Here is a 13,179-nt window from a genome sequence, read left to right on the forward strand (position 1 = left end):
GACGAACTCGCTCAGGCCCATCGGCGATCTGGCAAGACCGGGTTGATTCAATGTCACGATACGTTCCTGAAATGGCGGCGTGTTGCCCGCTGGCCGTGCTCACGGCCGCTCGGTCGAAACAGCCGGCTGAGACCCTGGATGACGGCACCGGGTTCCGCGGGTGGCGCCCGCGTGGCGAGGCGGACATGCGTGGAGGCCGCACTGCCATGAGCGACCTTCTATTTTATAAGTCTACCTAATTAATTGGGTCGACACAGCTGCGCGACAATACGCGCATGACCGACCTCCCACCGACTCGCGAATCGGCGACGTGGACCGACGGAACGCCGTTCAGCGACCGGTTCCGGGATCGCTACTTCGATTCGGCGGGTCCGGACGAGTCCTCCCATGTGTTCCTCACCCATAACGGGCTGCCAGCGCGTTGGCGATCCGCCGCGCATTTCACGGTCGGTGAGCTCGGTTTCGGAACGGGGCTCAACGCCTGTCTGACCTTCGACACCTGGATGCGTCACGCGCCACCGGATGCCACGCTGGACTACATTAGTATCGAGGCGTTTCCGCTGCCCCCGTCGGACATGCGCCAGACCGTGACGGCCTGGCCGGCGCTCGCGCCATGGATGGAGCCGCTCGCCGATGCTTGCGAGCAGTTGACGCCCGGCTTCAACCTCCGTGTGCTCGCGGGCGGGCGGATCCGATTGCTGTTGCTGGTCGGCGATGTGGAGGCGATGCTGCAATCGCTGGATGCCCGGGTCGATGCGTGGTTTCTTGACGGGTTCGCGCCCGCCCGCAACCCCGGAATGTGGTCGGAGCCCGTGTGTCGCCTGCTCGTCGACCACACCGGCTCTGACGGCAGCTTCGCGACATACACCGCGGCCGGCTGGGTGCGGCGCAACCTGCAGGCCGCGGGCTTCGTGGTCGACAAGGCACCGGGTTTCGGCCGCAAGCGCGAAATGCTTCGCGGGCGGCTGGCCAGCGACTCACGACCCGCGCATGGGCCGCATCCGGCCTGGTTTCACCGCCCGCCGGCAACCCAATCAACCCATGTCGACGTGATCGGTGCCGGTCTGGCCGGCGCGGCCACCGCACGCGCGCTGGCCGAACGTGGGCTGCACGTCACCGTGCACGATGACCCGGCACCAGCACGCGCGGCGCCATCGCGCCTGCCCGGACTGATCGTTCGCCCATACCCGGAGCGGGCCGCCAACCTGCGGGGGCGCTTCTATGACGGCGCCTTCGCGCATGCGGCACATCGGCTGCGCGGCGCAGCCGGTTGGCATCCGGGCGGCGTGGCCGTGCTGAATCACCGTGGTGGACCGGATGACGCGATGCTGGACGCCGAAGCGCTGTCGGCGCTGGCGAGTCGTCCGCTGGCGACTGGCGGCCGCTGGCTACCCGAGGCCGGCTGGCTGGACCCGTCGGCATGGGCGAAAGCCTGGCTGGATCATCCGGCGATCGAATCTGTGCCCGGTCGCCCGAAGTCGGCGAACCCCGATCGCCCCACGATTTATGCAACCGGCGCATCGCCGACGCCGTGGGACGCGCAGCATCCGGTCTCGGTTTCACGCGGGCAGCTGTCCGCGATCGCCGTGGCGGATGTCGGCGCCGACCGCCCCGCCCTGGCCGGTGGGGGACTGTGCATTCCGCAGGAACACGGGTTCTGGCTGGGCGCCAGCCATGTCCGCGGCTGCGACGACACAGCGCCGGATGCCGAAGAGGCGGAAAAGTATCTGGCCGAATGGGCCGAACGGCTGATGACCGAGTTTGATACCGGTTCGGCGGTTCACATGGCCGCCGTCCGTGCCGGCACGGCGGACCGGATGCCCCAGGTCGGCCCGGTGCCGGATGCCGGTTGGTGGGAGGAACACTATGCCGATGTGCGCCACGGCCGCCCCCAGCAGGTCTTCCCGGCTCCGCGCCATGAGCCCAACCAGTGGCTGCACCGGGGGCACGGTAGCCGCGGCGCCACCGCCGCCCTGCTGTGTGGAGAGGTGATCGCGGCCGCGATCACCGGCGCGCCGCTACCGGTCGATCGCGACACCTGGGCCGGAATTCATCCGGGCCGGTTACTGATCCAGCAACTGCGTCGCGGCGAACAGACGCTCTCAGGCAACTGAACTAAAGCGGCACGCGCGCCCGGTCGATGATTGCTTCGAAGTTCAGACCGGTCGGCAGGGTGCCGAACACGCGTCCGGACTCGAAACGGCCGGCCAGGAACGCATCGGCAACGAATTGCGGCGCCGAACGCACCAGCAGGCTGGCCTGCAGGCAGACAGCAAGTTCCTCCACCAGCGAACGCGCTCGCAACTCCGCGCCCTGCGTGTCCTTCAGTGCCTCGCCGAGGGCTTCGACACGCTCGGCCAGGGCCGGGCTTTCCGCCGCGCCAATCCCCAGCTCCCGCGTGATTGCCGGCAAAGCGCCGGCTTCCCGTGCCAGCGCCCGCAGCACGTCCAGGCACTGGATATTGCCGGAGCCCTCCCAGATCGAGTTCAGCGGCGCCTGACGATAAAGCCGGGGCAGGATCGATTCCTCGACATACCCGGCACCGCCCAGACACTCCTGCGCCTCGTTCACCATCATCGGCGTGCGCTTGCAGATCCAGTACTTGCCAATGGCCGTCATGATCCGGGCCAGTGCGGCCTCTTCCTCATCCCCCTGCCCGGCCGCATCCAGCGCGGAGGCCAGACGCAGCGTCATCGCGATGGCAGCCTCGGATTCCAGCGCGAGGTCCGCCAACACGTTCTGCATCAGCGGCTGATCGACGATGGTCCGCCCGAAGGCCTCGCGATGGCTCGCGTGGTGAATCGCCTGGGACAACGCCTGCCGCATCAGCGCCGACGAACCGATCATGCAGTCCAGCCGGGTGTGCATGACCATCTCGATGATCGTCGGCACGCCGCGACCTTCGGGGCCGACCATCACGCCCCAGGCATCGTAGAACTCGACCTCGCTGGAGGCATTGGCGTGATCGCCCAGCTTGTCCTTCAACCGCTGGATGCGGATCGCGTTCTGACTGCCATCCGGCCGGAACCGCGGCACCAGGAAACAGGACAAACCGCGTTCGGCCTGGGCGAGCACGAGGAATGCGTCGCACATTGGCGCGGAGAAGAACCACTTGTGTCCAACGAGCGTATAGGCCTCGCCGGCACCCTCACCGCCAATCGCCGTCGCGGCCGTCGCGTTGGAGCGCACATCCGAACCACCCTGCTTCTCGGTCATGCCCATGCCGATGGTCGCGCCGGACTTTTCGGCGATCGGCAGAAACCGTGAATCGTATTCGCCGGACAGTATTTTCGGCAGCCATTGCTCGGCGACCTCCGGTTGATTTCGCAAGGCCGGCACCGACGCGTACGTCATGGTCAGCGGGCAGCAGGTTGCCGCCTCCGCCTGACCATGCAGATACATCAATGCCGCTCGCACCACCTGCGCGCCCTCGCCGGGCTCGTTCCAGGGCAGTGACGGCACGCCATGGGCGATCGCGGTCGCCATGATCTCGTGATAGGCCGGATGAAACTCCACCTGATCCATGCGATGCCCGAACCGGTCATGCGACCGCAGCACGGGACGCTGGGCATTCGCCTGGAACCCCAGCTCCATCAGTCGCCCGCCCGCCAGCTCACCATAGGTACCGAGCCGCTCGGCGCCCCAGTCGCCACCAAAACTGTCCACCCAATGACGCAGCACGCTGTCACCATCGAACAAATTGATGTCGATGAATTCCGGCGGCTGATTGGTCACCGCGTGGGTGAGATCCTGAGCGTTTCGCATGGTGTGTTTCTTGAGCAAGACCGGACGACAGTGGATCATGCTGGGGGGATTCGCTCAACCGAGAGCAAACGGGGATGAAAAACGCAACTTGGGGAGACATCGAACGGGTTTTCGACCGCGTCATGGACGCGCCGCCGGCCCGCAGGGCAGCGCTGCTGGACAGCCTCTGCGCAGGCCAGCCAGCGCTCCGTGACGCTGTCGCGCGACTGATCGACGCCGACCGCAATGCCGGTGACTTCCTGGCCTCCCCCGCTTCCGGCCCGGTCGACGAGGAGACGCCGCCAGCGACCGACTACTCGCTCGGCCGGGGCGATTCCATCGGCATCTGGACGATCGAGTGTCCGCTGGGCCGCGGCGGCATGGGCGAGGTGTACCTGGCGAACCGCTCGGACCAGCAATTCACGCAGCAGGCCGCCATCAAGCGACTGCCGACACGCGACCCCGACCGGATGTCGCGGTTCCAGCGCGAGCGTCAGATTCTCGCCGACCTGGACCATCCGAACATCGCACGCCTGCTCGATGGCGGCGTCGATGAGCTGGACCACCCGTTCATGGCGATGGAGTACGTGGACGGGTTGCCACTGCTGGACTACTGCACGCAGAACCGGCTGACGCTGGAGCAGCGATTGCGGCTGTTCATGGCGATCTGCAACGCGGTGGTCTATGCCCACCAGCATCTAGTCATCCATCGCGACATCAAGCCCGCGAACATCCTCGTCCGCGATGACGGCACGCCCAAGCTGCTGGATTTCGGCATCGCCTCGCTGATCGACGAATCCGGCGGCATGAACGGGCAGCTGACACAGGCGCTGTACACCCCCAACTACGCAGCGCCGGAGCAGCTCGCGGGCGGTCAGATCACGACGACGACCGATGTGCATGGGCTGGGCGCCGTGCTCTACCCACTGATCAGCGGGCGTCCTCCCCAGGAACTCGATGGTCTGGCACTGCCCACCGCGATCAACCGCGTGCTTACCGCGGTCCCCGCTGCGCCGAGTCGCGTCGAGGGCAGTCTGTTGCGCGGCAGCAGCATGGCAGCCGATCTCGATGCCATCTGCAGCATGGCACTGCGCAAGGAACCCAACGCCCGCTACCCCAGCGCGCTGGCCCTGCGCGAAGACATTGAAGCCATGCTCGCCATGCGCCCCGTCGCGGCGCGGCGTGGCGCGAAGCGCTATGTCCTGGGCCGCTTCGTGAGACGCAACTGGATTGCGGTCGCCGCATCCACCGCATTCGTGGCGCTGTTGATCGGCGCGCTGACCGCAACGACGATCTACGCGCAACGCGCGGCCGTCCAGCGTGATATCGCGCTACGGGATTCCGCCCGTGTCTCCGCCATGCGGGACACCATGGCCCGGGTACTGGGTGTCGTTGGCGCCAGACAGGAGTCCGGAGAACCGATGACTGCGATCGGGCTGCTGGAGAACGCGCTGGCGGAGCTCGAGGACGAATTCGCCGACGACCCGGGCAGCCAGGCCGAGGCGCTGCGGATGATCGGCGCGATCTTCTACGCCATGGACGACTGGAAACGCGCCGAGCCCATCCTGGCACGCGTTGCCGAGCACCCGTCTCCAGATGTCCCCGAAGCCGTGCGCGCGCTCAGCCGCTTCGATCTCGCCCAGATCCGCTTCGAAACCGGCGATCTCGAATCGACGACCGCGTTGTTCAATGCCGCCCACGACTACTGGCTGGCGCATGCGGATCAGTACGAGGTCGAACTGATCCACTCAGCTTCGATGCATTCGCGCCTGCACCGTCTCAACGGTGAGTCCGAGGAGGCTGTATCGGTGCTGGAGGACGCAGTCAGGCGCGCGGACCGTCACTGGGGCCGCAACCACGAGGAAACCGCCATTGTGCTGAACAATCTCGTCGCCGCGCACTTCTACAACAACGACATGGACGCCGCTCAGGCCATCAGCAAGGAAGCCTGGGATGTCTGGGAAGCGGTGGGCACGACGGATTCCGTTGACGCGCTGGCCACGATCAGCAACTGGGGCTCCATCGCGCGCAAACGCGGCGACCTGGTCATGGCCGCCTCCCGGATAGAGCGCGCGACGGCGTTGCGTCAGACACTGTATGGCCCGTCCGCCGCCCTCGCCCGTCAGATGCTCAGTCTGTCCGCCGTGCAAATGGACAACGGTGAACTCGAAGAAGCGCTGGCAACGGTCGACAAAGCCATTCCGATGGCACGAACCTACGGCGAGGTCGGTGATCGGCTCACCACCGGGCTGGGCTGCCAACGCGGCCAGTTGCTGCTGCGTTCAGGAAAGCACGCCGAAGCAATGGAACAGCTGGAAAGCACCCTTCTGGAGGTCATTCCAAGCGCCCACAACGACGTCTACGCCAGTGACTGCCGCGTACTGCGCGGCCACGCCATGGCGGTGAACGGGGATTTCGACGATGCCGAAAAAGTCCTGGATGGCAGCATCGAAACCCTGAAGCAGACTGGTGAGCCCGGTCGTCCCCACCTGGCGCTGGCACTCGCCTATCGCGCCCGTCTTGCGCTCTATCGTGGCGACGAGGATGCCGTGCAGCGGTTCCGTGACGCGATCTCCATCCGCGAAAATCTGCACGGTCCGGATCACTACCTCGTGCTGCTGCTGCGCTGCGAACTGGGCAGAGCGCTGATCGCGGATGGCGAACTTGAGCAAGGTACCGACCTGATCGACACATCCATGGGCGAACTCGAACGTCAGTTCGGGGCCGAGCACGCCGTATACCAGCGCGCCGCCGCCATCCGCGCGGAAGCGATGACCTGAACCAATACCCGCACCACGGGCCGGGCCATCCGGCACCAGCCCGTGACCGCTCCGAAACGGGCTAGAACAGACTCCAGAGCATGTAGAGCATCAGCAGCACCTGGGCGATGAACATCGTGGCGCGGGCCAGCACCAGCGGAAACGACGTACCGAGGCTGTGCACGAAGATTTGCAGCAGCCGGGCGTACACCACGAACTGGGCTACCGCGTTGGTCACGGCGGTCTTCTCCAGCACCGCGGCCAGCAGCACCACCACCGCGAACGGGCCGATGTTCTCGACACAGTTCATGTGGGCGTGCTTCAGGCGGGTGATGACCCCCGGATCGTCCTCGGGTCGCCCGCGCGTCCAGTGATCCGCCGGTTTCTTGCCGGTGAGTACCAGCGGAATTCGATAACCCGCGTAGATCAGCGGCAGCACCAGAGTGATGACGGCGAAATAAGCCAGTGCGGTCAATGCAGACATTGTGATCTCCTCCCTGAGCGTGACACCTCACCGCGAGGTGCACTCCGACTCGGCGTGGAGGTTACCCGCCCGACTGATCGAAAACACCTACCCGCGCAGTCGTCACACTCGCTCAGGACGCGGAGCCAGCGGACACCCGGTCGGCGCGCGTGGCCAGCAGCGGTGCCTGCTCCCGACGCTCGCAGGCGTCGAGCAGCGCCTGGCTGCGAACCAGATGACGGGGCTGCATCGGCGGATGGCGCAGTGCTTCCAGTTCTTCGGACATGCGCTCGGGCAGCGGCCTGGACTGCGCCTGCATCCGCACGCGGAGCTGCACCAGTTCCAGGTAGCGGTGATAACGGCGATCGCCTTCCTCCACCAGATGGCAGGCGACACGCAGCTTGTCACCATCCGTCAGCCGCGAGGGGATCTGACCGTCAAAATGCGGCGCCACATGGGTTCGTGCGAGCGCCGGACGATCCAGCGCACCCTGCACGTAGGACTCGGCAGCATGGACAGCCGCCCGGTACGCCTTCTGCGCCGCGTCTTCCGGCGCGGCGCCCCAGTTCGCCGCGAGGCTCGTGGCCGTCATCAGCAATGCCGCCGTGGCCCCCACAACCAAACCGTTTCGCCAAATTGCACGCATCACATCCCTCCCGATACTCGCTGACCATCGATAACTGTATTTATATACAGTATCGCGCTGATCGGCAAGCCCGGCGGGGCGTGATTGTCGTCAGGCCGCCTGGATCGAGTCTCCATCGCCGCGCTTGGCGCGGTACATCGCGGCATCGGCGGCCTTGACCAGCCCGTCGACATCAACGGCATCGGCCGGGAACATCGCCAGACCGATGCTCGCGCCGCAACGCAGTTCCAGCCCGTCGATCACCACCGGCGTGCGAATGGTCTCGAGCAGCCGCGTGGCGATCTGCTCGGCCTGCTCGGACGTGCGGCAGCTCGCGAGCACGACGCCGAACTCGTCCCCTCCGAGCCGGGCCACCGAATCCCCACCCCGGAGCATCCGCGCCAGGCGCCAGCTCAACGCCTTGAGCAGGGCGTCACCGGCATTGTGGCCGTACTGGTCGTTCACCGGCTTGAAGCCGTCGAGATCGATATAAAGCAGCCCGAACGGCTGTTGGATTCCGACTTCGGCACATTGCTGCAGGTGGCGCAGGAACAGTCGGCGATTGGGCAGACCGGTGAGTTCGTCATGCTCGGCGCTACGGCGCAATGCCTCCTGCGCGCTGAGCTGATCGCTGATGTCGTTGAACACCAGCACGTAGCCGACGTCCTTGTGGTGACTGGTCTCGATCGCCGACAGGCTGAACGCGACCGGCAACGGCGGTTCACCCGGGGGCGCGAACTCGGTGTGCGTATTCCGATAGATGCCCTGCTCCCGCGCCACGCGTCGCATTTCACAAAGCTCGAAATCCGTGCCCACGCGCTCGCGCAGATTGCTGTTCAGCAAATCCAGCACCGGCATGCCCATCAGGACCTCGGCGTCAACGCCGAGCAGGCGGCAGGCGGCCGGATTGACGAACTCGATCAGCCCCCTGACATCCAGCCCGATGATGCCCTCCGCGGCACCGCGCAGCAGACCGCCAAGCTGCGCGTTGACGAGACGAAGCTCGTCACGGGCTTCCGCCAGCCTGCAGCGGTGCGTCCACAGCTCGGTCAGCACCCGGACCTTGGAGATCAGCAGCTTGTCGTTGACCGGCTTGAACAGGTAATCGATCGCGCCGCTGTCGTAGCCGCGAAATTCTCTGGCTTCGCTGCGATCACCCGCGGTGATGAAGATCACCGGAATCGGCGTGTCACCGGCATGTTCGCGAATCAATTCGGCGGTCTCGTAACCGTCGAGCTCCGGCATCTGCACATCCATCAGGATCGCCGCGAACTCGTGACGCAGCACGAGCGCCAGTGCCTCGTGCCCCGACGCCGCCTCGTGCAACTCCAGGCCCATCCGTCCCAGAATGGCCCTGTAGGCCAGCAGATTCGCCGGCACATCATCGACCAGCAGCACTTTCGGACGGTTGGCTTCGACCGTCTGGCTGTCCATGCCCATACGCGTCTCCCTACTCCTGCGTTTCGCCGGCCAGGCTGATGATGGTCCCCGCGAGCATCTCGGGCACCACGAGGTAGTCCGGCTGAAAACGGTCGATCGCGGCCTGCGGCATCACCGGTGCCTTGGCCGTTTTCGGATCCTGCACAATGGTTGTTCCACCCAGAGCGTGCACACGCTCCATGCCCGCGGCCCCGTCGCTGCTCGCGCCTGTCAGCAGCACGGCGAGCAGCCGATTGCCATACGCCAGCGCCGCTGATTCCAGCAGCACATCGATGGACGGTTGCGCATGATTCACCGGCCCGTCGGAGGACAGGCTCAGGCTGCGGTCACGCTCGATGAGGGCATGATAGCCACCGGGTGCGAGGTAAATACTGTTGTTCATCGGAACCTGCTTGTCCTCGACTTCCAGCATCCGGCAGCCACAGCGCGTATTGAAATGCGTCACGAAGTCCGGGGCACTGCCTCTCGGAATGTGGATCGCGACGAAAATCGGAGGCAGCTCGATGCCCGAGAACTCGCCAAATGTCCGCAGCAGCACATCGAAGCTGCCATGCGATCCTCCGATGGCAATCGCGTCATATCGCACGGTAAAGCCGCGCGGGCCGGTCCAGACACTCGAACGCCGCGCCGCCGGTGATGTGCTGCAGGCTTTCCTTGGCTCCCAGCGCAATGAACCCGCGGTGCACCAGGCTGCGCTGAAACAGATCGATGACCCGGTTCTGCAACTCGCGTTCGAAGTAGATCAACACGTTGCGGCACATCACCAGCACCATCTCCCCGAACACCTCGTCGGAAACGACATTGTGCTGCGAGAACACCATGTTCTCGCGCAGCGAGCTGTCGAAACGGGCGGAGCCGTATTGCTGCAGGGTGTAGTCGGCCAGCCGCCCCGTGCCGCCCGCTGCCAGGTAGTTCTTCTCACCGCGCGCGATCGATTCGACCGGGTAGATGCCGTCACGCGCCCGGGCCAGCGCATCGGTGTTGATGTCGGTGGCGTAGATCTGCGCGCGATCCAGCAGACCGGCTTCCTTGAGCAGGATCGCCATCGAGTAGACCTCCTCGCCGGAAGCGCAGCCCGCATGCCAGATCTTGAAATAGGGATAGGTCCGCAACACCGGGAAGACATGCTGACGGATGGCGCTGAAGCACTCGGGATCACGAAACGGCTCGGTCACGTTGACGGCGATGCCGTTGACCATGCGATCAACGAAACCCGGTTCGTGGAGCAGGCGCGGTATCAGGTCAGTGACATGCTGCAGATGCAGCTTCTCCACCAGCCCCAGCAAACGGCGCTCCAGCGACGCGCGCGAGTACTGTCGAAAATCCAGCCCGTAGCGCTGGTACAACGCCGCGACGACCAGATCCGTCTCGATGCGAAGAACGTCGGGATCGATCACGCTGCCCTGCCCAGCCACACGCGGATCATCGCCAGCAGCCGGTCAATGTCGATCGGCTTGGTCATGTAGTCGCTGGCACCGGCCTCGATGCACTTGCGTCGGTCTTCAGCCATGGCCTTGGCCGTGAGGGCGATGATCGGCATCTGCGCGAAGCGTTCGTCCGCCCGGATTCTGCCCATTGCCTCGTAGCCATCCATGACCGGCATCATGATATCCATCAGCACCAGATCAAGCTCGCCGAGTTCCTCCAGCTTGTCCAGTGCCATCTGGCCGTTGTCGGCGATATGGACCTCGAAACCCTTTTTCTTGAGGGCCCCGGACAACGCGAAGGTGTTGCGCAGGTCATCGTCGACGATCAGCACCCGCTTGCCCTGGAACACGCCGGGCCCGTCGTGCAGCCGCTGCAGCATCTGCCGCTGCTGCGCCGGCAGCTTCTCGTTGAGCGCGTGAACGAACAGGGTCACCTCGTCGAGCAACCGTTCCGGCGATTCGGCGCCCTTGACCACGACACTCTCCGCCAGCGTCGACAGCTCCCGGTGTTCCTCGCGCGTCAGGTCGCGTCCGGTGTAGATGACCACGGGGGGATGCTCTTCCTGCTCATGCGCGCGCAACCGGCGGAGGAACTCCAGGCCGTCGATATCTTCCAGCTTCAGATCCAGCACGATGCAGTCGAAACGTTCGTCGGCCAGACGTGCCAGCGCCCGCTCGCCACTGGCCTCCACCTCAATCCGGGTCTGGTCGTTCTCCAGCAGGCTGCGTAGCGCGATCTGCGCCTTGGGATCATCCTCCATCACCAGCACGCGGCGACGATCCTCCTGCAACGACTCGACTCGGCCCAACGCCTGCCCGAGTTCCTCCAGCGACACCGGCTTGCCGAGAAAGCCCACCGCGCCCATGCGCAGCGACTCCACCGACTTGTCGGCGGAGGAGACGATGTGCACCGGAATATGCCGTGTCTCCAGATTCTGCTTGAGCGAGGCCAGCACCTCCTGCCCGGTCATGTCCGGCAGGTTGAGATCCAGCACGATGCCCTGCGGCCGGTACTGTGATGCCAGCGCCAGACCGGCGCGGCCTTCCAGCGCCACCAGTGCCTTGCGACCCCGGCCCCGAATCTGATCGCGGACGATCGCCGCGAAGGTTTCGTCATCCTCGATGACCAGCACGCACTCGCCGGGCGATGCCACATCGGCACGGTCGTCCGGCACGCGCGTGGCCTCCGGCGGTGTCGTCTCGGGCACGGGCGGCGGCGGAGGCGGTGTCACCACGGCGTCCCGCGCGGACGGGCCGGCCGCGGGTTCCGGTGATGACTGACCCGTGATGTGTCTGGGAATCACGGTCGTGAAGGTGCTGCCCTGTCCCGGTTTGCTGGTGGCATGCATGCGTCCGCCCAGCAGCACCGACATTTCCCGGCTGATACTCAGGCCCAGACCGGTACCGCCGTACTGCCGGCTGGTGGACCCGTCAGCCTGAACAAAGGGCTTGAAGATCTCATCCAGCTTGGCGGGATCGATCCCGATCCCCGAGTCCGTCACGGAAAAGGCGATCAGCTCATCGTCGGGCACCGGGCCGTCCGGTCCGGCCGGTCGGGGCATGGAGGCATCGGGCCGCACCACCCTCAGCGTAACCGAGCCCTTGTCGGTGAACTTGATGGCGTTGGAGATCAGATTGCGGACGATTTGCTGCAACCGCTGCACGTCGGTGTGCAGCTGCGCCGGCAACGTCTCATCCCGCTCGACACGGAACTCGATGCCCTTGGCTTGCGCCATGGGCTCGAACTGGCGCTGCAACGCGTCCAGGACCTGGGGCAATGCGAAGGTCTCCGGATGCGCGGCAAGCTGTCCGGCTTCCACCTTGGAAAGGTCCAGAATCTCGTTGATCAGTGTCAGCAGATCGCGGCCGCTTTCGTAGACCACTCGCGCGGACCGTGACTGATCCTCGCTGAGATTGCCGTCCTCGTTATCGGCCAGCTGCTTGGACAGGATCAGCATGCTGTTCAGTGGCGTGCGCAATTCGTGCGACATGTTGGCCAGGAACTCGGACTTGTATTGCGTCGCCCGTTGCAGGTTTTCGGCGGTTTCCTCGAGCTTGGCGCGTTCCTCGGACAGCACCTCGCTCTTCTCCTCCAGTTCCTCGTTGGTCGTGCTCAGTTCCTCGCGCTGCTGCTTCAGTTCCTCCTCGGACTGCCGCAGCGCCTGGGTCTGTTCCTCCAGCTCCTCGTTGGAGACGCGCAGTTCCTCCTGCTGCTCCTCCAGCTTGGTGGCCATGGCGCGGGTTTCTTCCAGCAGTTGCTCGGTCCTGAGCTTGGCCTGGACGGCATCCAGCGCCAGCGCCACGGATTCGGACACGCTGTCCAGCAGCGCCGCCGCCTCGGCGGGCGGTATCCGGCGCCAGGCCAGTTCCAGTAAGCCAACCGCGCGCCCCTGACCACGCAGCGGCGACAGCGTCACCGCGGTGCTGTCGGTGTGCCCCAGCCCGGAATCGACCGGAAGATAATCAGCCGGCAGTTCGGAGAGCAGCCGCGTCCGCTGTTCGGTCAGCGCCCGGCCGAGCTGTCCATGTTGGGTGTCGAAGCGTGTCGCCCAATCGATCCCTTCCGGCAAACCGCTTTGCGCGCTCAGGACCAGCGCGCTGTCCTCGACGAGATAAAGCGCACCGATGTCGGCGTCCAGATACCGCAGCAACGTGCCGACGATGGACGCGGCCAGGTCCTCGACCGACCCCGGACTGCGCATCGCTCGCAGCACTTCGAGC

The 13,179-nt window shown here is 65.5% G+C and carries 9 protein-coding genes; 2 read left to right on the top strand and 7 right to left on the bottom strand.

Annotated elements, in window-relative coordinates:
* The first annotated feature begins 275 nt into the window (after positions 1-275).
* On the top strand, positions 276-2,114 hold the full coding sequence (gene mnmD / locus ABNS06_RS17710; RefSeq protein WP_348675932.1) for a tRNA (5-methylaminomethyl-2-thiouridine)(34)-methyltransferase MnmD: 1,839 nt from the start codon (positions 276-278) through the stop codon (positions 2,112-2,114).
* A gap of 1 nt (position 2,115) precedes the next feature.
* On the opposite strand, the gene ABNS06_RS17715 is transcribed toward mnmD, so the two are convergent.
* Positions 2,116-3,765 carry an acyl-CoA dehydrogenase family protein gene (locus ABNS06_RS17715; RefSeq protein WP_348675933.1) on the bottom strand — a complete coding sequence of 550 codons (1,650 nt, stop codon included), beginning with the start codon at positions 3,763-3,765 and terminating at the stop codon, positions 2,116-2,118.
* Positions 3,766-3,839: 74 nt separating this feature from the next.
* Here ABNS06_RS17715 and ABNS06_RS17720 point away from each other — a divergent pair, with 74 nt between their 5' ends.
* Positions 3,840-6,524, top strand: coding sequence for a serine/threonine-protein kinase (locus tag ABNS06_RS17720; protein ID WP_348675934.1), 2,685 nt, complete (start codon positions 3,840-3,842; stop codon positions 6,522-6,524).
* Positions 6,525-6,585: 61 nt separating this feature from the next.
* Here the strand turns inward: ABNS06_RS17720 and ABNS06_RS17725 are convergent, their stop codons facing one another.
* The 6 genes from ABNS06_RS17725 to ABNS06_RS17750 all read right to left on the bottom strand — a co-directional run.
* Positions 6,586-6,987 (bottom strand): MAPEG family protein, encoded by a 402-nt coding sequence (locus tag ABNS06_RS17725; protein WP_348675935.1) that lies wholly within the window; start codon positions 6,985-6,987, stop codon positions 6,586-6,588.
* Between the two features lie 112 nt (positions 6,988-7,099).
* Positions 7,100-7,558 (bottom strand): hypothetical protein, encoded by a 459-nt coding sequence (locus ABNS06_RS17730; RefSeq protein ID WP_348675936.1) that lies wholly within the window; start codon positions 7,556-7,558, stop codon positions 7,100-7,102.
* Positions 7,559-7,702: 144 nt separating this feature from the next.
* Entirely contained in the window at positions 7,703-9,025 is a 1,323-nt protein-coding gene (locus ABNS06_RS17735; protein WP_348675937.1) for a diguanylate cyclase, read from the bottom strand.
* A 16-nt stretch (positions 9,026-9,041) separates the two neighbouring features.
* On the bottom strand, positions 9,042-9,617 hold the full coding sequence (locus ABNS06_RS17740; protein WP_348675938.1) for a chemotaxis protein CheB: 576 nt from the start codon (positions 9,615-9,617) through the stop codon (positions 9,042-9,044).
* Positions 9,607-10,446 (bottom strand): protein-glutamate O-methyltransferase CheR, encoded by an 840-nt coding sequence (locus tag ABNS06_RS17745; RefSeq protein ID WP_348675939.1) that lies wholly within the window; start codon positions 10,444-10,446, stop codon positions 9,607-9,609. The genes ABNS06_RS17740 and ABNS06_RS17745 overlap by 11 nt, the downstream gene beginning before the upstream one ends.
* The coding region (locus ABNS06_RS17750) for a response regulator (RefSeq protein ID WP_348675940.1) at positions 10,425-13,179 on the bottom strand (2,755 nt) is incomplete at its 5' end. The genes ABNS06_RS17750 and ABNS06_RS17745, both read right to left, overlap by 22 nt.

Origin of the sequence: uncultured Abyssibacter sp., assembly GCF_964000955.1 — a bacterium.
Taxonomy (GTDB): Bacteria; Pseudomonadota; Gammaproteobacteria; order Nevskiales; family OUC007; genus Abyssibacter.

What these genes read in the sequence shown, in the direction of transcription:
- mnmD (WP_348675932.1), top strand. Translation starts at nt 276, where the DNA reads ATGACCGACCTCCCACCGACTCGCGAATCGGCGACGTGGACCGACGGA.
- ABNS06_RS17715 (WP_348675933.1), bottom strand. Translation starts at nt 3,765, where the DNA reads ATGCGAAACGCTCAGGATCTCACCCACGCGGTGACCAATCAGCCGCCG.
- ABNS06_RS17720 (WP_348675934.1), top strand. Translation starts at nt 3,840, where the DNA reads ATGAAAAACGCAACTTGGGGAGACATCGAACGGGTTTTCGACCGCGTC.
- ABNS06_RS17725 (WP_348675935.1), bottom strand. Translation starts at nt 6,987, where the DNA reads ATGTCTGCATTGACCGCACTGGCTTATTTCGCCGTCATCACTCTGGTG.
- ABNS06_RS17730 (WP_348675936.1), bottom strand. Translation starts at nt 7,558, where the DNA reads ATGACGGCCACGAGCCTCGCGGCGAACTGGGGCGCCGCGCCGGAAGAC.
- ABNS06_RS17735 (WP_348675937.1), bottom strand. Translation starts at nt 9,025, where the DNA reads ATGGACAGCCAGACGGTCGAAGCCAACCGTCCGAAAGTGCTGCTGGTC.